The sequence below is a fragment of the Bradyrhizobium sp. USDA 4341 genome (assembly GCF_054063755.1).
In genome coordinates, this window is sequence record NZ_JBSSGO010000002.1 from 9,736,903 (window position 1) to 9,755,726 (window position 18,824).

The following is an 18,824-nucleotide window of genomic DNA, read 5'->3' on the forward strand; positions in this document are numbered from 1 at the left end:
CCATGGTGCAGAACATCGTCGCCGGACTTGTCGTAGTCGGTTTGATTGTGATTGGCTCGCTGAGCTACGCCCAGGAGCATCATGAGTGCTGGAGCGGGCACCTGCTCAAAAGCTTGAAACCCTGCGGGTCGATGACCCCTTCCGTCTAACGCGCCCGGTGGTCGACTTGGGTCTGGCCTTCTTGGGTCTTGGCCGGGCTTGACCCGGCCATCCATCGCTGCTCAAAAGTCTCCAACCTTTTCATGCCGCTCGGGCACTCACCCTCTCCCCTTGTGGGAGAGGGTGGCGCAATCGAGCGGAGCGAGATGGAGCCGGGTGAGGGGTTTCTCTCCGCGTGCTCATCCGTGGAGAGAACCCCTCATCCGGCGCTTCGCGCCACCTTCTCCCACAAGGGGAGAAGGGAAGTCAGAGCAGGAATAACGGCATGGCAATCAGGTTCGACGGACGCGTCGCTATCGTCACCGGCGCGGGCAATGGTCTTGGGCGGGCGCACGCGCTGGGGCTCGCCAGCCGTGGCGCCAAGGTCGTGGTCAACGATTTCGGCGGCGCGCGCGACGGCACCGGCGGTTCGCTGTCGCCGGCCGAGACCGTGGTCGAGGAGATCCGCAAGGCCGGCGGCACCGCGATGGCCGACGGCGCCGACGTCTCGAACTTCGAGCAGGTCACCGCGATGGTCGAGCGCGCCACCAAGGAGTGGGGCAGCGTCGATCTGCTCTGCGCCAATGCCGGCATCCTGCGTGACAAGTCGTTCACCAAGCTCGAGGTCGCCGACTGGGCCAAGGTGCTCGACGTGCATCTCACCGGCACCTTCTATTGCTGCAAGGCGGTGTGGGCCGGCATGCGCGAGCGCAACTACGGCCGCATCGTGCTGACGACCTCGTCGTCGGGCCTGTTCGGCAATTTCGGCCAGGCCAATTACGGCGCAGCGAAGGCCGGCATGGTCGGCCTGATGAACGTGCTCGCCGAAGAGGGACGCAAGAACAATATCAAGGTCAACACCATCTCGCCGACCGCGGCGACCCGCATGACCGAGGAGTTGCTGCCGCCGCAGGCGCTGGCGCTGATGAAGCCGGAAGCGATCACGCCAGCGGTCGAATTCCTGCTCTCGGAGGATGCGCCGACCCGCACCATCATGGGCGCAGGTGCCGGCTCGTTCGCGGTGATCCGCGTGCTGGAGACCGAAGGCGTCAACCTGCCGCAATCCGAATGGACGCCTGACGGGGTTGCCGCGCACTTCAAGGACATCAGCGACATGTCGACCGCGAAGGCGCTGCAGGGCGCGTTCGAGCAGACGCAAAAGTATGTCGCCCAGGCCGCCGCGCGGGCCGGGATCAAGCTCTGAGCATGAGCGTCGCCGTCATCGGAGCCGGTCCCGCCGGCCTGATGGCGGCGGAAACGCTTGCGGCGGGTGGCGCACAGGTCACCGTCCATGACGCGATGCCGTCGGCGGGCCGCAAATTCCTGATGGCCGGGCGCGGCGGTCTCAATCTCACCCACAGCGAGCCGCTGGCCGATTTCCTCAAGCGCTATCGCGAGGCGATGCCGCACCTGAAGGCCGCGGTCGAGGCGTTTCCGCCCGACAGCTTGCGCGCCTGGAGCGAGGCGCTGGGGCAGCCGACCTTCGTCGGCAGCAGCGGCCGGGTGTTTCCCGAAGCGTTCAAGGCATCGCCTCTCTTGCGTGCCTGGCTGCGGCGGCTCGATGCCGCGGGCGTGCGGTTCGCATTCCGGCATCGCTGGATTGGTTGGGACGCGCGCGGCGGATTGCTGTTCGAGACGCCGGACGGCCCGCGCACGGTCAACGCTGACGCAGTCGTGCTCGCGCTCGGCGGCGCGAGCTGGCCGAGGCTCGGCTCGGATGGCGCCTGGGTGGAGATCCTTGCGACGAAGGGCATTGCCGTGGCGCCGATGAAACCGGCCAATTCCGGCTTCACGGTCGCCTGGTCAAATATCTTTCGTGACCGGTTTGAGGGCCAGCCGCTCAAGGGCGTTGCCCTCACGATCGGGCCGCACACCGTGCGCGGTGAGGCGATCGTCACCCGCACCGGCATCGAGGGCGGCGCGATCTACGCACTGTCGGCGGAATTGCGCGAGGCGGTGCTCGCCAGGGGAACGGCGACGCTGAGCGTGGCGCTGCGGCTAGATGCTGCGCGCGACGAACTGATCGCGCGGCTGTCGGCGCCGAAGGGCAAGCAGTCCTTCTCCAACTTCCTGCGCAAGGCGGCGCAGCTCTCGCCTGTCGGCATCGGGCTGTTGCAGGAAGCGGCCGCCGCCTCCGGTCGATCGCTGGCCGCGCTGCCGCCGGCTGAACTGGCCGGGCTGATCAATACGGTGCCGATCGAGATATCGGGCGTGGCGCCGATCGCGCGCGCGATCTCGAGCGCCGGCGGGATCAGGTTCGACGAGCTCGACGCGCACTTCATGCTGCGTCGGCTGCCCGGTGTTTTCGCCGCCGGCGAGATGCTCGACTGGGAGGCGCCGACCGGCGGCTATCTGTTGCAGGCATCGTTTGCGACGGGGGGCGCTGCGGGGAAGGGCGCGTTGAACTGGCTCGCGCAACGCGCCTCGTAAACCAGGTCATTCCGACCCCGTCTTCGTCGCGATGTCGGTAATGAACCCCAGCACACCGAACGTGGCGGCCACCGCGCAGACCGCCGTCCAGCCACCATAACTCCATGCCGCGGATGCCGCGGCCGCGCCGACCGCGCCGCCGATAAAGAACAGCGCCACGAACAGGCCGTTGATCCGGCCGCGCGCCTCGGGCTGCAACAGATTGACGGCGCGGCGGCCGAGTGTCTGGTCGGTGGTGATGCCGAAATCGAGCAGCACGGCGCCGACGCCAAGCAGCAACAGGGCCGTGATCCGCGATTCGGTCATACCTGCCCAGGCGCACAGCGTGAGCGCACCGACGATGAGAAGGTGCGAGACGATCAGTAACGGCCGCGCGAAACCTCTGTCACCCCAGCGTCCGGCGATCGGGGTCGCCGCCGCGCCGGCGACGCCGATCAGCGCGAACAGCGCGATCCCCTTGGCGTCGAGCTTGAACGGCGCATCCGGCAGCCGCAGCGCGACGGCGGCCCAGAACGCGGTGAACGATGCCATCACGAGCGCGGCGGTCCAGGACCGAACGCGCAGCACCGGCTCCTCGCGCAGCAATCTCGGGAACGAACGCAACAGCCCGCCGTAGCTCACCTTCGTCGCAGGCTGCAGCGTCGGCAGGTAGCGCGCCAGCGCGCAACCGAGCACGGTCATCAGCACGGCCGAGGTGAGGTAGTAGCCGCGCCAGTTCCAACTGTCCGCGATCAGGCTCGCCATCGGGCGCGACAGCAGGATGCCGATCATCAACCCGCTCATGACATCGCCGATCGCTTGTCCGCGGCGCTCCGGCGGCACCATCGAGGCGACCAGCGGCACCACCATCTGGATCGCGGCGCAGGACGCGCCGAGGATGAAGGTGGCGGCCAACAAAATCAGCGGCGTCGGCGCCAGCGCGGTGCCGATCGCGGCCACGATGGCGCAGGCGAGCGTGCGCAGGATTAGCCGCTTGTTCTCGACGAGGTCGACCAGCGGCACCAGCAGCAACAGCCCGAGCGCGTAGCCGAGCAGGGTCAGCGTCGAGATCAGGCCGGCCTGCAGCGCGGTCATGTCGAGCGATCGGCTCATCAGGCCGACCAGGATCTGCGGCGCGAATAGGTTCGTTACGACGGTGCCGGTCGTGATGGCGCCGATCCAGATCAGGGGACGCACGGAGACGGCGCGCGCCGGGGAGAGCTTGGTGGCTTCGGAAATCGTCATGGGACCTCGCGATGGAGTGGCGAGACCCCTTTAGGGGATCGGCGTAATATGCTACAATTCAAATAAGTTGATGAAGAATATGCGAGTTTGTTATGAATACCCATGACCTTGTGGCATTCGTCGCCGTGGTGGAGACCGGATCGATCGTCGCGGCCTCAGTGCGGCTGAATCTGACCCAGCCCGGCGTGACGCGGCGGATCCAGAATCTCGAGGAGATGCTGGGTGCGCAGCTGCTCGACCGGCTGTCGAAGCCGCTGAAGCCGACGGCTGCGGGGATCGAGGCCTATGAGCAGGGCCGCCGTGTGCTGCGCATGCTCGACGACCTCAAGTCAGGCGTCGCCAATGACGGGGTGGTGCGCGGCGAGTTCAGGCTCGGCCTGACGCCGTTCCTGTCGGAGGCGGGGCTGACCGGTCCGCTCGATGCGGTGCGCGGCGAATTCCCTGCGCTTGCGGTGCGCGTCGTCTCGGGCTGGTCGCCCAACCACATGGAGCGGGTCAGCCGCAACGAGCTCGACGCCGCGGCGATCTGCTTGCCCGACGGCACCGCACCGCCCGATGATCTCGCGGCCTCCGATCTCGGCGCGCAGCCGGTAGTCTTCGTCGTCGCGCGCGAGATGAAGACGCCGAAATTCGTCGACCTCGAATGGCTGTCGCGGACCGGGTGGGTGATCAACCAGGACGGTTGCGGCTTCCGCCAGACGCTGAAGCGCCATTTCGATGCGGCGCATCTGCCGTTCAACATCGCGGTCGAGGCGCTCGACAGCGAATTACGCCTGTCGCTGGTGGCGCGCGGGCTCGGCATTGGCCTCGTCACGCCGGTGGCGTTGAAGCGAAGCCCGATCCGCAGCCGGCTCAAGACGGTGAAGATCGCAGATTTCAATCCGGCGGTGCGCGCCTGGATCGTGCATCGCCCGCCCGCGGGACGGTTGGCGCGGCCGATCGAAGTGTTTCGCGATGCGCTGGACCGCGAGCTGCAGGCGCTGATCCGCGGGTAGATTCGTAGGATGGGTAGAGCGAAGCGAAACCCATCGACTTCGATCCGCGCGGAAGCATGGTGGGTTTCGCTGCGCTCTACCGATCCTACAGATTGTCGCTAGCGCAGCTTCCCTCTTGCCGCGACCGGCAATGCACCGATGATCTCGTCGCCGCGCACCATCACCACCTCGTCCATCATGTTGACGACGACGCAGACGTGGTTGGGCACGATCCGCACGACGTCGCCGACATTGGGCCGCGTGTTGCTGCGGGACAGATCAAGGAAGCCGTGCTCCTCGGCAAAGCGTGCGATCTTGGCCTCGGGATGTTCGAGGATCAGGCCGTGGCCTTCGAGGCCGCCGGTGTCCGAGGTCAGCGTCTTGGAGCCGGCATCGAGGATGCCGCGCTCCGGGCCGGCGCGGCTGACCACGGTGGAATAGATATGCAGCGCGCAATCGTCCCAGGTGGCGACGCCGGCCGCGACCTGCATGCGGTCGTTGTAGATATAGGTGCCGAAGCGGTGCTCGGTGCCGCCCTTCAGCTTGCCGAGATTGACGAGGTTCGGCGTGCCGCCGGTGGAGACGATTGTCGCATCGAGGCCGTGGGCGCGCACGCCGGCCAGCGCCTCGTCGTAGAATTTCTGCGCATCCGCCCAACCGGTCTCGGTCGGGTACAGCATGAAGCCCGCGAAGCTCAGGCCCTTCGAGCCGGCGATCTCGCGCGCCAGCGCGATTGCCTCAGCCGGGGCCTCGACGCCGGCGCGCTTGCGCCCGGTGTCGCATTCGACGACGACCGAGAGCGGGCGGCCGGACGCGGCTGCCGCCTTAGGCAGGTCGCCGATCACGACCGAATTGTCCGCGGCAACAGTGACGTTGGCCTTGCCCTGCAAGGCACCGAGCCGCGCCATCTTCTCGTCGCCGAGCAGATTGTAGCTGATCAGGATGTCGTCGATGCCGCTATCGGCCATGATCTCGGCCTCGCCGAGCTTCTGGCAGGTGATGCCCTTGGCGCCGGCCTTGATCTGCAGCTGCGCCAGCATCGGATTCTTGTGGGTCTTGATGTGCGGCCGGTTGGCGACGCCGGCCTCGTCGCAGGCCTTCTGGATGCGCGCGATGTTGCGCTCGACACGGTCCATGTCGATCACGGCGCAGGGCGTGCCGTATTCCTTGGCGATCTTGGCGGCGAGGGGCGTGGTCATGATGTCTCTTCTCCGGCCTCGTAGGATGGGTAGAGCGAAGCGAAACCCATCGAATTCCTTCGTTGCGTCATGATGGGTTTCGCTGCGCTCTACCCATCCTACGCATCATGCTTGTTCGATCTCTTCGCGCAGCACTTCGAGTTCGAGCCAGCGGTCCTCGGCGGCGGCGAGTTCGTCCTGCGCCTTGGCGATCGCCGCTGAAGCAGCATCGAATTTCTTGCGATCCTTCGCATAGAGGTCGGGATCATCGAGTAGCTTCTGCTGCTTGGCGATTTCGGCGTGCAGTCTGTCGATCGTCTTCGGCAAAGTTTCCAGCGCGTGCTTCTCGTTGAAGCTAAGCCGGCGCCTGGGGGCCGCTTCGGGTGCCGCGGCCCTGGCTTCCTTTTTCTCCTCGGCCGGAGCGTCCGCCTTCACCGTCTCGCGCTTCACGTCGGCGCCGCGCTGCGCGAGCATGTCGGAATAGCCGCCGGCATATTCGATCCAGCGTCCCTGGCCTTCGGGCACGATCACCGACGTCACCACGCGGTCGAGGAAGTCGCGATCGTGGCTGATCAGGATCACGGTGCCGTCGTAGTCGCCGAGCATGTCCTCGAGCACGTCGAGGGTTTCCAGATCGAGGTCGTTGGTCGGCTCGTCCAGGATCAACAGGTTCGACGGCTTGGCGAGCGCGCGCGCAAGCATCAGCCGGCCGCGCTCGCCGCCGGAGAGGGCTTCCAGCGGCGTGCCGCGCTGCTCCTGCGCGAACAGAAAATCCTTCATGTAGCCGATGACGTGCTTCGACTTGTCGCCGACCATGACGTGATCGCCGCGGCCACCGGTCAGCGCCTCGGCCAGCGTCAGCTTCGGATCGAGGCTCTCGCGATGCTGGTCGAGGGTTGCCATCTCGATATTGGCCCCGAGCCGCACCGAACCGGAGTCGGGCGGATCGTTGCCGATCAGAAGATGCACCAGCGTGGTCTTGCCGGCGCCGTTCGGGCCGACGATGCCGACGCGGTCGCCGCGCTGGATCCGGGTCGAGAAGGTATCGACGATCGTGCGCTCGCCATAAGCCTTGGTGATGGTCTTGGCTTCGATCACGAGCCGGCCGGATTTCTCGGCCTCGGCGGCGGCGAGCGTGGCATTGCCGGTGGCGCCGCGATAGTCGCGGCGCTGATCGCGCAGCGCAAACAGATTGCCGAGCCGTTTGACGTTGCGCTTGCGGCGGCCGGAGACGCCATAGCGCAGCCAGTGCTCCTCGTTGACAATCTTGCGGTCGAGTTTGTGCTGCTCGCGTTCTTCCTCCGCCAGCACCTCGTCGCGCCACGCCTCGAAGGCGCCGAAGCCGCGCTCGATCTGCCGGATCTGGCCGCGGTCGAGCCAGGCGGTGGTGCGCGACAGGTTGGTGAGGAAGCGGCGGTCGTGGCTGATCAGGACCAGCGCGCAGCGCCGGCTCTCCAATTCGCCTTCGAGCCATTCGATGGTCGGCAAATCGAGATGGTTGGTCGGCTCGTCCAGCAGCAGGATGTCGGGCGAAGGCGCCAGCACCCGTGCCAGCGCCGCGCGGCGCGCCTCGCCGCCGGAGACGTGCGCGGGATCTTCCTCGCCGGTGAGGCCGAGCTGTTCGAGCAGATAACGCGCCTGGTAGTGGTCGTCGCCGGGGCCGAGGCCCGCTTCGACATAGGCCAGCGTCGTCTTGTGGTCGCCGAAGTCCGGCTCCTGCGGCAGATAGCGGATGGTGGCGCCGGGCTGCACGAAGCGGCTGCCCGCATCAGGCTCGACCAGGCCGGCCGCGATCCGCAGCAGCGTCGATTTGCCGGAGCCGTTGCGGCCGATCAGGCAGACGCGCTCGCCCGCGGAGACCGACAGCTCGACGCCGGAGAGCAGCGGCGTGCCGCCGAAGGTCAGGCTGATGTCCTTGAGCTGGATGAGCGGTGGGGCCATCGCGCTAATTCCCGTTTGCCGGCGCCTGCTCGGCGCGGCGGCGCTGGATGCGGCGGATGGTCTGGTCGAGCATCGACAGGAAATTCGAGCGGTCGCGCGGCGAGTAGGATTTCGGCCCGCCGGTGATCTCGCCCGATGAGCGCAGATCGGTCATCAAATTGCGCACCGCGAGCGTCATGCCGATCGATTGTTCGGTGAACGGCTTGCCGTTCGGCGCGATCACGTCGGCGCCGGCCTTGACGCAGCGGCTCGCCAGCGGAATGTCCGCGGTGATCACGACGTCGCCCTCATGCGCGCGTTCCGCGATCCAGTCGTCGGCCGCATCCATGCCGGAACCGGCGGCGATGCGCTCAATCAGGGGATCCTGCGGCACGCGGATGAAATTGCCCGCGACCACGCTGACGGGCACGCCGAGCCGGATCGCGACGCGGTAGATTTCGTCCTTCACCGGGCAGGCGTCGGCGTCGACATAGATGCGGGTTTGGGCAGGGGTTTCAGTCATCGATCTGGTGGTTGGCGGGCGCGGCCTGCGTGTACTCCATGGTGCGGAAGATTGCGAGCAAAACGAGAGGCTTGCCATGCCTCTTTGTTCGACTACCATTGTCACCAGAAAAACAACGGAAATAAGGGAAAACCCCATGAACTCGCAGACCGGATCGCAGACCTACCGCGTCTCGGCTTACAACACCTCAAAGCTGTCGGAGAACAAGATCCACGACGACACGGTGGCGCGGAAGTTCGGCTTTTCCGGCGGTCTGGTGCCCGGCGTCGATGTGATGGCCTACATGATGCACCTGCCGGTCGAGAAGTGGGGCCGCGATTTCCTGGAACGCGGCCTGATCGAGGCCCGCTTCGTGAAGCCGGTCTATGACGGCGAGATCGCGGAATTGACCGGCCGGGGGACCGGCAACGGGCTCATGATCGAGCTCACCAGCCGCGGCGAGCTCTGCGCCACCGGCACCGCGTCGCTGCCGGCCTCTGCGCCGAAGTTTGTGCTCGACGATTACAAGCAGGTTGCGGCCGTCGCCGAGCGCAAGCCGGTCAGCGCGTCGTCCTACCAAGAGGGCAAGTGGCTCGGCACCATCCCGCGCGACTGGGCCGGCGACGCCGCCAAGGAATATCTCGCCGATATCAGGGAGACCGACCCGATTTATTTGCGCGAAGGTCTCGGCCATCCCGGCCTGCTGCCGCGGGTGATGAACAAGGTGCTGGTCGACAATGCGATCCTCGGGCCGTGGATCCATGTCGGCACCCGCATGCAGCTGTTGTCGGCCGGCAGGATCGGCGAGGAGCTGACCGCGCGCGCCAAGGTGACCGGCAATTACGACAAGAAGGGCCACCGCTTCGTCGAGCTCGACGCGCTGGTGCTCGGCAACGGCACGCCGCTCGCGCATTGCCACCACATCGCCATCACCCAGCCGCGCGAGCAGGCTGCGGCGTAGTGCGATCTGTCATTGCCGGGCTTGACCCGGCAATCCATCGTCTTTGCAAGAGTCGTTTCAAGTCGATGGATGCCCGGGTCAAGCCCGGGCATGACGAATGTGAGGTGGGTTGAGCTCTCGCATCGCCCACAACTGTCATACCCCGCGCATGCGGGGTATTCAGTACGCCGCAGCCTGTCGGTTCTATCGCAGACGTCTCTGGAATACAGGATCACCCGCTTGCGCGGGCGATGACAGCGGTGAGTGATGCTGAAGCGGCGCCTTACGCCGCCTTCGCCTTGGCGTCCTGGATCGCGCGCCAGACGCGTTCGGGCGTCAGCGGCATGTTGATGTGCTTGATGCCGTACTCCGACAGTGCATCCACCACGGCATTGACGATGCAGACGAGGCTGCCGGCGCAGCCGGCTTCGCCGCAGCCCTTGGTGCCGAGCGGATTGGATTTCGCCGGCGAGGGATGATCGCCGACCAGCATCGACGGCACGTCGCCGGCGCGCGGCAGCGCGTAATCCATGAACGAGCCGGTGATCGGCTGGCCCGAGCCGTCGTAGCTCACTTCCTCCATCAGCGCCTGGCCGATGCCCTGCGCGACGCCGCCATGCAGCTGGCCGGCGACGATCATCGGATTGACCACGGTGCCGAAATCGTTCACCGCCGAGTAGCGCACGATCCGCGTCACGCCGGTGTCGGGATCGATCTCGACCTCGGCGACGTGACAGCCGTTCGGGAAGGTCGACGCCGTCTCCTTGGTGGCGTGATCGACGTCGAGCGTCTCCGGCGTGCCCTCCGGCATCTTGCTGTCGCGCATCCGCTCGGCGAGCTCCATGATGCCGATCGAGCGGTCGGTGCCGGCGATGGTGAAGCGGCCCTGGCCGAATTCGATGTCGGCCTCGGAGGCCTCCAGCATGTGCGCGGCGGCCTTCTTGCCCTTTTCGACCACCAGCGCGGACGCCTCGACGATCGCCTGTCCGGTCGCTGTGATCGAGCGTGAGCCGCCGGTGCCGTTGCCGAAGCGCACCAGATCGCTGTCGCCCTGTTCGAGCGTGATCTTCTCGAAGGGCACGCCGAGCTGGTCGGACAACACCTGCGCGAACGGCGTGGCGTGGCCCTGGCCGTAGTCCAGCGTGCCGGTGGTGAGCTTCACCGAGCCGTCGGGCTCGAAGGTGATCTTGCCGAGCTCGCCGCTCGGCGGCGCGGTGACCTCGAGATAGGAGCCGACGGCGATGCCGCGCAGCTTGCCGCTCTTCCTGCTCTCCTTCTTGCGCTTGGCGAAGTTCTCGTAGTCGGAGATCTCCAGCGCCTTCTGGAACACGCCGGCGAAATCGCCGCTGTCGTAGGTCACGCCGGAGGCGGCCGGGAACGGCAGCTGCGACGGCTTGATGAAGTTGCGCTTGCGCAGCGTGAAGCGGTTGATGCCCATCTCGTCGGCGGCGGCGTCGATCAGCCGCTCCATGTAGTAATTGGCCTCGGGCCGGCCGGCGCCGCGATAGGCGCCCATCAGCGTGGTGTTGGTCACGACCGTCTTGATGTCGACGCCGAGCAGCGGCGTGCGATAGACACTGGCGAGGTTCTTGCCGGTGTTGAGCGACAGCGGGCCCGGCGCGACGCCGGTGATGTAGGCACCGAGATTGCCGTAGCCGGAGAGCCGCACCGCGAGGAACTTGCCGTCGGCATCGAGCGCGAGCTCGGCATGGATCAGCTGCGCGCGGCCCTGGCTGTCGGACAGGAAGCTGGTCGAGCGCTCGTCGAGCCACTTCACGGGACGGCCGAGCTCGCGCGCCGCATGCGCGATGCAGGTGTATTCGGGATAGTTGAGGTTCTTCATCCCGAACGAGCCGCCGACATTGCCGGTGAGGATGCGGACCTTGTCGGTGGGCACGTTGAGCAGGCGCGCCAGGATCGCCTTGTTGCCGGAGACGCCCTGGGTCGGCACCTGCAGCGTGAAACGCTCGGTCTTCTTGTCGTAATGCGCCAGCGCGACGCGCGGCTCCATCGAGACCACGGCGACGCGGGTGTTGACGATGTCGAGCCTGGTCACATGGGCGGCGCCGGCGAACGCCGCCTCGATGTTGGCGGTGTCGCCATAGTGATAATCGAGCGCGACGTTGTCAGGGATGTTGTCATAGAGCTGCGGCGCGCCCGGCTTGGTCGCTTCGGCCGCGTCCGTCACCGCCGGCAGCGGCTCGATGTCGAGCTCGACGGCCTCAGCCGCATCGCGGGCCTGCGCCGCGGTCTCCGCCACCACGAAAGCCACGGGATCGCCGACGAAGCGCACCTTGTCGGTCACGAGCGCCGGGCGGTTGGTCTGCTTGAGCGGCGAGCCGTCGCGGTTCTTCAGCGGCAGGCCGCAGGTGAAGGGATTGTAGCCCGCGGCCGCCAGGTCGGCGCCGGTCCAGACGCCGACCACGCCCGGCATCGCCTTGGCGGCCGCCGTGTCGATCCCCTTGATGATCCCGTGGGCATGGGAGGAGCGGACCATCCAGCAGGTGGCCTGGCCGGGAAGGGAGAAATCGTCGGTGTATTTGCCCTTGCCGCGCACCAGGGTGTCGTCCTCCTTTCGTCGAACAGGCTGTCCGACACCGTATTTTTGCAGTGCGATAGCGTTTTCGAGGGAGGCGGGCGGCGTATGATCTTGCATCGAAAATGACCTGAAATGCCCGGATTTGCTGGAGTTTGGGGGCGCAGACGGGATAACGCACGCCTCCCTTAACGACAACGCCCGATTGGGCATGGACCCAATGTGAACGGAGTTTGCGTAGGGCTTTGACGCTGCTAAAGTTTCCGTGAACGGACAATTATTCGGCGGGCCCCAAGAATCCCCCTGGATTGCCCTTGGGGTCCTGCGGAAAGACAGTGTTTTGATGAATGACTATGTGCGGCTTTGTGACGGCCCTCCGGCCGGCGAAGCCCCGTCAGGGCTGATTGCGGCGGCCGCGGAAAGCGGCGTCTACGCCGCGCTCGACCTCGGCACCAACAATTGCCGGCTGTTGATCGCCTGTCCCACCGGCGACGGGTTCCGCGTGGTCGATTCCTTCTCGCGGATCATCCGGCTCGGCGAGGGCATCGCCGCGACAGGCTCGATCAGCGAGGCCGCGATCGAGCGGGCGATCGCTGCGCTCGCCATTTGCAGCGACAAGATCCGCTATCGCAAGGCCCGCCGCCTGCGGCTGATCGCCACCGAGGCCTGCCGCGCCGCCGGCAATGCCGAAAGCTTTCGCGCACGCGTCGCAGCCGAGACCGGCATCGAGCTCGAGGTGATCGATCGCGAGACCGAGGCAACGCTCGCCGTGATCGGCTGCTCGCCGCTGCTCGACCCGAAGGGGCGGGGCGCCATCCTGTTCGACATCGGCGGCGGCTCGACCGAGCTGGTGCGGATCGAGCGCGATCCCGGCGTGCCCGATGCGCCGCCGCGCATCAAGGCGTGGATGTCGATCCCGCTCGGCGTCGTCACGCTGGCCGAACATTTCGGCGGCAAGAACGTCACCAGGGACATGTATGCGCGGATGATCGATGAGGTTGCCCGCCACGTCGCGCCGTTCGCGGCCGAGCACGGCAAGGACCTGCGCGACATGCACATGCTCGGCACCTCGGGCACCGTGACCACGCTCGCCGGCGTGTTCCTCAATCTGTCGCGCTACGATCGCCGCCGCATCGACGGCATCTGGATGAACGATGGCGACGTCACCGCGACGATCCAGAAGCTGCTCGGCATGAGCTACGAAGCGCGCGTCAACAACAACTGCATCAGCGTCGAGCGGGCCGACCTCGTGCTGGCCGGCTGCGCGATCCTCGACGCGATCCGCAACGCGTTCCCGATGCCGCGGCTCCGCGTCGCCGATCGCGGCCTGCGCGAGGGCATGCTGGTCGAGATGATGCGCGAGGACGGCGCGCTGCGGGCGTGCTAGACCCTGAGTCACCTCGCCCCGCTCTTGCGGGGAGAGGTCGGATCTTACGCGAAGCGTAAGATCCGGGTGAGGGGCCGCTTCCACACATTCGGTATGCGGAAGCAGCCCCTCACCCCGACCCTCTCCCCGCAAGCGCGGGGCGAGGGAGAAGCACACACCGAGACGCAAGAACCATCATGGCGAAAGACACCACCGGGCGGCTGCACGTCACGGTCAAGAGCGGCGGCAAGCGAAAACTGTCGTCAAAACTCTGGCTCGAGCGGCAGCTCAACGATCCCTACGTCGCCAAGGCCAAGGCGTTGGGCTACCGCTCGCGCGCGGCCTTCAAGCTGCTCGAGATCGACGACAAATATCGCCTGCTCAAGCCGGGCATGACCGTCGTCGACCTCGGCGCAGCACCCGGCGGCTGGAGCCAGATCGCGGCCAAGCGCACCGGTGCCGCCGACGGCAAGGGCAAGGTGGTCGCGATCGATCTGCTCGAGATGGGCGAGATTCCCGGAGTGACGTTCGCGCAGCTCGACTTCCTCGACCATGACGCGCCTGAAAAACTGATCGCGATGATGGGCGGCGGCGCCGATTTCGTGATGTCGGACATGGCGGCCAACACCACGGGCCATCGCAAGACCGATCAGCTGCGCATCATCGGCTTGGTCGAGACCGCCGCGCATTTTGCCGGCGAGGTGCTCAATCCCGGCGGGACGTTCCTGGCAAAAGTGTTCCAGAGCGGCGCCGACGCCGAGCTGGTGGGGCAGTTGAAGCGCGATTTCGCCAGCGTGCGTCACGTCAAGCCGTCCGCCAGCCGGCAAGATTCCTCCGAGCGTTATGTGCTGGCGACGGGGTTTCGTGGACAGCAGCAGCCGTCATCGTAGAGATTGTCATTGACGGAGGGAGACCGGACTCACCCCAGCTGCTGATCTCGCGCGCGGCACGACATTTCAGTGCGACCGGTTGGAACCTTGGCGCCTGGCCGGAGTCGACTCTATTGCTCCCGGCCAATGCCCCCCCAAGCCCACCGGGAGAAAACCCCACCGGGTTGGCGGCCTTGGTGCAGCGTCGGGTTTCGCGCACTGGGGCCGTTTCTGGCAGGGCTGGAAAATCTGATATCGCAGGCGCATATCTCTCATATGGCGACCATTGTTCAATGCAATTGCGGCGCTGAGTACAGACGCACTGAAGAGAAGTTCTTGGTGCCGCATACGGGTGACGCGATCTGCACGGTCTGCGGAGCTGCGCTGGAATCGTGGCTGGAAGCGACCCACGTTCCCACATACGAACTTATTGAACGTCCGGATCGGCGACAGCCAGCCGGGATGACTGGCCACCCCTAAGGGCCTAGCCGTGACCGGACGGCGGCTTGCAGTGTCCGTGCTTCGGAAACGGCTCGTTCGATCAACTAGCCGAGCCGTTGATCGCGCGCGTTCTGGGTGTCCTCGGTCGCTGCCTTGACGGCATCAGCGGCAGCGCGCTTTTCGGCGCCCTTGCGGCTCGAGATGTCGATCGCCTTGCGGCCGGCGATTTCATTGCCGGCGTCAACCGGCATTTGCCAGAAGAACCAGGCGGACGCTGCCGAGATCAGCGACACCACGATGAACGCCGGTCCAAATACGTCGGCTGACAGTTCGGTCTGGTGATGCAGCGCCAGCGTGGTTTCGACCGAGAACGCGCCGACCGCGACGCCCGCGGACACCGCGAGCTGCTGGTTGACGCTGACGAGGGTGGTGGCGCGGCTCATCTGCGGCGCCTCGACCTCGGCATAGGCCACGGTGTTGATCGCGGTGAATTGCAGCGAGCGGAAGAAACCGCCGACCACCAGGATGGTGAAGATCAGCATCAGCGGCGTCGAGATCGTGAACAAGGCGCAGGCGGCGAGGAAGGCCGAACTGACCACCGCGTTGACGGTCATCATGTTGCGGAATCCGAAGGCCTTGATGATGCGCGCCGCCAGGGTCTTCATGCCCATGGCACCGACAGCGGAGGCAAAGGTGACGAGACCGGATTGGAACGGCGACAGGCCGAAGCCGACCTGCATCAGCAACGGCAGCAGGAACGGCAGCGCGCCGATGCCGAGCCGGAACATGAAGCCGCCGACGATCGACGCCCGCATGGTCGGCAGCCGCAGCAAGCCGAAATCGAGCACCGGCGAACCGGTGCGCCGCGCGTGGATGATGTACAGCGTCATCGACACGGTGCCGACCCCGACCAGCGCGGCGACGATCGGCCACGGCAAAAGATTGAGGCCTGCAACCGAAAGCCCGAAGGCGATGCCGGCGAGGCCGATGCCGGCCAGCACCAGTCCCACCAGATCGAAACGTTCGGGGTCCTCGCTCTTGATCGGGTCGATATATTTCAGCGCCAGGAAGATGCCGAGCAGCCCGATCGGGATGTTGATCAGGAAGATCCAGTGCCAGGAGAAATAGGTGGTGATGAAGCCACCGAGCGGCGGCCCGATCACCGGGCCGATTAGCGCCGGCACCGTCACCCAGGCCATCGCGTTGACCAGCGCGCTCTTGTCGACCGAGCGCAGCAGCACCAGCCGCCCCACCGGGGTCATCATCGCGCCGCCGAGGCCCTGCAGGATGCGGGCGAACACGAAATCGGTCACCGAGGAGGACAGCGCGCAGCCGATCGAGCCCAGCATGAACACGGCGACGGCGCCGGCAAACACGATGCGGGCGCCGAAGCGGTCCGCGGTCCAGCCGCTGGCCGGGATGAACACCGCGAGCGACAGTAGATAGGACGTGATCGCGAGCTTCAGCGTCAGGGGGCTGGTGCCGATATCGGCGGCGATCGCCGGCAGCGAGGTCGCGATCACCGTGGAATCCATGTTTTCCATGAAAAGCGCGGTGGCGACGATGAGCGGGATCAGGCGTTGCTTGTTCATCAAAATAGGACAGCTTTGCTGAAAAAGGCGGGCGAGCGGGCCATATCATCCTGCCCCGGACCACGCTATTGCGGAACCGGGCAAACGCCCTAAATCCAGCGTGACGCTGCTATGCATCCGCCAGCGCTCGAGGTGTGCGCCGTGATCTACGTCCTTGCCGCTCTGCTGCCGCCGATCGGGCTGCTCCTGAACGGACAGCCGTTTTCGGCCATCTTCAATCTGGTCCTGATCGTGTTTTGCGCGATTTTCGGGCTGTTTTTCCACATCTTGCTGCTGGTGCCGTCGGCTCATGCGGTGATCGCGGTCCACATGAAGCGCGAGGACCGGCGCCACCGCGAGGTGGTCGAGGCGATCCGCCGGCACGGGCCGCCGCAGGGATATCGCTAAGCCGGCTACCGGGCCCGCTGAACCGGCCCGTAAAAAGCCTGTGCATGGCTGGCAAACACTTTGATTCGTCATGCCGCCATGCTATCGACCAGCGTCAACCCCACCGATGGGCGCCGATTCGACGGTGACGCAGCGAGCGTCGCCGCAGGTAGCGCTCATCCGTAAGACCCTCGCGGCTGAGGCCGCAGATAAGGAGTTGGCAATGGCCACGGGATTTCAGGCTATCCGCGAAGCCTACACGTTCGACGATGTGCTTCTGAAGCCCGGTCTGTCCGACGTTCTTCCCTCGGAAGTCGATATTCGCTCGCGGGTCACCCGCGCGATCCAGCTCAACATCCCGATCATGGCGTCCGCGATGGACACCGTCACCGAGGCGCGGATGGCGATTGCGATGGCGCAGGCCGGCGGCCTCGGCGTCATCCACCGCAATTTCGACCCCGAAGGCCAGGCTGCCCAGGTGCGGCAGGTCAAGAAATTCGAATCCGGCATGGTGGTCAATCCGCTCACCATCGGTCCCGACGCTACGCTGTCGGACGCGCTGACGCTGATGAAGGATCACGGCATCTCCGGCATCCCGGTCGTGACCGGTGCGGGCAAGAATGTGCCGGGCAAGCTGGTCGGCATTCTGACCAACCGCGACGTGCGCTTCGCAACCGACCCGCGGCAAAAGGTTTCGGAGCTGATGACGCACGAGAACCTCGTCACGGTGCGCGAGGGCGTCAGCCAGGACGAGGCGAAGCGGATGCTGCACCAGCATCGCATCGAAAAGCTGGTCGTCGTCGACGACCAATATCGCTGCGTCGGCCTGATCACCGTGAAGGACATGGAAAAGGCGGTCGCCCATCCGCTGGCCTGCAAGGACGCGCAGGGCCGGCTGCGTGTCGCCGCCGCCACCACGGTCGGCGAGACCGGCTATGAGCGCACCGAGCGGCTGATCGATGCCGGCGTCGACGTCGTCGTGGTCGACACCGCGCATGGTCACTCGCGGCATGTGCTCAATGCCGTCAACCGGATCAAGCGGCTCTCCAACGCCGTGCAGGTCGTGGCCGGCAACGTCGCGACCGAGGGCGGCGCGCAGGCGCTGATCGATGCGGGCGCCGACTGCATCAAGGTCGGTATCGGCCCGGGCTCGATCTGCACCACGCGTATCGTCGCCGGCGTCGGCGTGCCGCAGCTCACCGCGATCATGGATGCGGTGGCGGCGGCGAAGAAGGCCGACGTGCCCGTGATCGCCGACGGCGGCATCAAATATTCCGGCGACCTCGCCAAGGCGCTTGCCGCCGGCGCCGACATCGCGATGGTCGGCTCGCTGCTCGCCGGCACCGACGAGACGCCGGGTGAAGTGTTCCTGTGGCAGGGCCGCTCCTACAAGGCCTATCGCGGCATGGGCTCGGTCGGCGCGATGGCGCGCGGCTCGGCCGACCGCTACTTCCAGCAGGACATCAAGGACACGCTGAAGCTCGTGCCAGAGGGCATCGAGGGCCAGGTGCCCTACAAGGGCCCGGTCGGCAATGTGATGCACCAGCTCGCCGGCGGCCTGCGCGCGGCGATGGGTTATGTCGGCGCGAAGGACATCAAGGACTTCCACGACAAGGCCGAGTTCGTCCGCATCACCGGCGCCGGCCTGCGCGAGAGCCACGTCCACGACGTGACCATCACGCGCGAAGCCCCGAACTATCCGGGCGGGGTGTAAGCACCTCGTTCGTCATTCCGGGTCGGTCCACGGGACCGATCCCCGAATCTCTTGACAGGGGACCCAGGTGACATGGTGAGCGACACGAACGTTCGGGCCGGCCAGTGCCATTGCGGCGCGGTGCGCTTCGAGGCGACGCTCAGCGACGGTTTCAGTTCGATCCGCCGCTGCACCTGCTCTTACTGCCGGATGCGCGGTGCCGCCGTCGTCATGGCGGAGATGGGTGGGATCAAGTTCCTGCAGGGCGAGGAGGCGCTGACAAGCTACCGCTTCCACACCGGATCGGCACAGCACTTCTTCTGTTCTCGCTGCGGAATCTACACGCATCATCAGCGACGATCGAACCAGAGCCTGTATGCCGTCAACGTGGCGTGCCTCGACGGCGTAAGCCCATTCGATTTCCCTGAGGTGCCTGTCATGGACGGCGTCAATCATACCAACGACACCGGTAAGCCAACGCGTCGCGCAGGCACCCTCCGTTTCATCCCGGCTGACTAGCAATCGCGCGGAAACCAGGCGGACTGCCGCCCAATGACGGGTCCGCTGCGCGGCATGCTCCCGGCATGACGCTCGTCATTTCAAACAACATTTCAAACAGGCGCGCGCGAAACAGCAAATCCATCTCCCTTGCGGG

General features: G+C 66.1%; 16 protein-coding genes. 10 read left to right on the plus strand and 6 right to left on the minus strand.

From position 1 onward, the window contains the following. Positions 1-2: 2 nt before the first annotated feature. From ACVIGB_RS51025 to ACVIGB_RS51035, 3 genes are all read left to right on the plus strand, one after another. A complete protein-coding gene (locus ACVIGB_RS51025; protein WP_171947537.1) occupies positions 3-149 on the plus strand; it encodes a hypothetical protein in 147 nt (48 codons plus the stop codon). 275 nt (positions 150-424) lie between these two features. Continuing rightward, positions 425-1,342, plus strand: coding sequence for an SDR family NAD(P)-dependent oxidoreductase (locus ACVIGB_RS51030; protein WP_176531899.1), 918 nt, complete (start codon positions 425-427; stop codon positions 1,340-1,342). Positions 1,343-1,344: 2 nt separating this feature from the next. Then, positions 1,345-2,568, plus strand: a complete 1,224-nt coding sequence (locus ACVIGB_RS51035) for an NAD(P)/FAD-dependent oxidoreductase (RefSeq protein ID WP_456723527.1) — start codon at positions 1,345-1,347, stop codon at positions 2,566-2,568. A 6-nt stretch (positions 2,569-2,574) separates the two neighbouring features. Here ACVIGB_RS51035 and ACVIGB_RS51040 read toward each other — a convergent pair whose 3' ends face one another. Next, the gene (locus ACVIGB_RS51040) at positions 2,575-3,792 is read right to left on the minus strand and encodes an MFS transporter (RefSeq protein ID WP_456723526.1); all 1,218 of its coding nucleotides are present in this window, start codon (positions 3,790-3,792) and stop codon (positions 2,575-2,577) included. A 92-nt stretch (positions 3,793-3,884) separates the two neighbouring features. Here ACVIGB_RS51040 and ACVIGB_RS51045 point away from each other — a divergent pair, with 92 nt between their 5' ends. Continuing rightward, positions 3,885-4,787: a LysR family transcriptional regulator gene (locus ACVIGB_RS51045; RefSeq protein ID WP_456723525.1), complete on the plus strand. Its 903-nt coding sequence runs from the start codon at positions 3,885-3,887 to the stop codon at positions 4,785-4,787. Positions 4,788-4,885: 98 nt separating this feature from the next. On the opposite strand, the gene ACVIGB_RS51050 is transcribed toward ACVIGB_RS51045, so the two are convergent. The 3 genes from ACVIGB_RS51050 to ACVIGB_RS51060 all read right to left on the minus strand — a co-directional run bounded on the left by ACVIGB_RS51050 (position 4,886) and on the right by ACVIGB_RS51060 (position 8,387). Continuing rightward, positions 4,886-5,965: a D-TA family PLP-dependent enzyme gene (locus ACVIGB_RS51050; RefSeq protein WP_456723524.1), complete on the minus strand. Its 1,080-nt coding sequence runs from the start codon at positions 5,963-5,965 to the stop codon at positions 4,886-4,888. A gap of 105 nt (positions 5,966-6,070) precedes the next feature. Next, on the minus strand, positions 6,071-7,885 hold the full coding sequence (locus tag ACVIGB_RS51055) for an ABC-F family ATP-binding cassette domain-containing protein (RefSeq protein WP_456723523.1): 1,815 nt from the start codon (positions 7,883-7,885) through the stop codon (positions 6,071-6,073). A gap of 4 nt (positions 7,886-7,889) precedes the next feature. Next, positions 7,890-8,387 carry a YaiI/YqxD family protein gene (locus ACVIGB_RS51060; protein WP_456723522.1) on the minus strand — a complete coding sequence of 166 codons (498 nt, stop codon included), beginning with the start codon at positions 8,385-8,387 and terminating at the stop codon, positions 7,890-7,892. A gap of 136 nt (positions 8,388-8,523) precedes the next feature. Between ACVIGB_RS51060 and ACVIGB_RS51065 the strand changes: the two genes are divergently transcribed. Further along, positions 8,524-9,327: a hypothetical protein gene (locus tag ACVIGB_RS51065; protein WP_456723521.1), complete on the plus strand. Its 804-nt coding sequence runs from the start codon at positions 8,524-8,526 to the stop codon at positions 9,325-9,327. Between the two features lie 262 nt (positions 9,328-9,589). Here ACVIGB_RS51065 and ACVIGB_RS51070 read toward each other — a convergent pair whose 3' ends face one another. Next, positions 9,590-11,962, minus strand: a complete 2,373-nt coding sequence (locus ACVIGB_RS51070) for a xanthine dehydrogenase family protein molybdopterin-binding subunit (RefSeq protein ID WP_456723520.1) — start codon at positions 11,960-11,962, stop codon at positions 9,590-9,592. A 223-nt stretch (positions 11,963-12,185) separates the two neighbouring features. On the opposite strand from ACVIGB_RS51070, the gene ACVIGB_RS51075 reads away from it, so the two are divergent. Both ACVIGB_RS51075 and ACVIGB_RS51080 read left to right on the plus strand, forming a co-directional pair. Next, positions 12,186-13,229 (plus strand): Ppx/GppA phosphatase family protein, encoded by a 1,044-nt coding sequence (locus ACVIGB_RS51075; RefSeq protein WP_092113181.1) that lies wholly within the window; start codon positions 12,186-12,188, stop codon positions 13,227-13,229. 176 nt (positions 13,230-13,405) lie between these two features. Beyond that, positions 13,406-14,098 (plus strand): RlmE family RNA methyltransferase, encoded by a 693-nt coding sequence (locus tag ACVIGB_RS51080; protein WP_092113184.1) that lies wholly within the window; start codon positions 13,406-13,408, stop codon positions 14,096-14,098. A 524-nt stretch (positions 14,099-14,622) separates the two neighbouring features. Here the strand turns inward: ACVIGB_RS51080 and ACVIGB_RS51085 are convergent. Then, a complete protein-coding gene (locus ACVIGB_RS51085; RefSeq protein WP_171947538.1) occupies positions 14,623-16,110 on the minus strand; it encodes a DHA2 family efflux MFS transporter permease subunit in 1,488 nt (495 codons plus the stop codon). Between the two features lie 141 nt (positions 16,111-16,251). On the opposite strand from ACVIGB_RS51085, the gene ACVIGB_RS51090 reads away from it, so the two are divergent. From ACVIGB_RS51090 to ACVIGB_RS51100, 3 genes are all read left to right on the plus strand, one after another. Beyond that, a complete protein-coding gene (locus tag ACVIGB_RS51090; RefSeq protein WP_456725241.1) occupies positions 16,252-16,497 on the plus strand; it encodes a hypothetical protein in 246 nt (81 codons plus the stop codon). Positions 16,498-16,699: 202 nt separating this feature from the next. After that, the gene (guaB, locus tag ACVIGB_RS51095; protein WP_092125565.1) at positions 16,700-18,190 is read left to right on the plus strand and encodes an IMP dehydrogenase; all 1,491 of its coding nucleotides are present in this window, start codon (positions 16,700-16,702) and stop codon (positions 18,188-18,190) included. Positions 18,191-18,262: 72 nt separating this feature from the next. Further along, positions 18,263-18,688, plus strand: a complete 426-nt coding sequence (locus ACVIGB_RS51100; protein ID WP_456723519.1) for a GFA family protein — start codon at positions 18,263-18,265, stop codon at positions 18,686-18,688. The last annotated feature ends 136 nt before the right edge of the window (positions 18,689-18,824 follow it).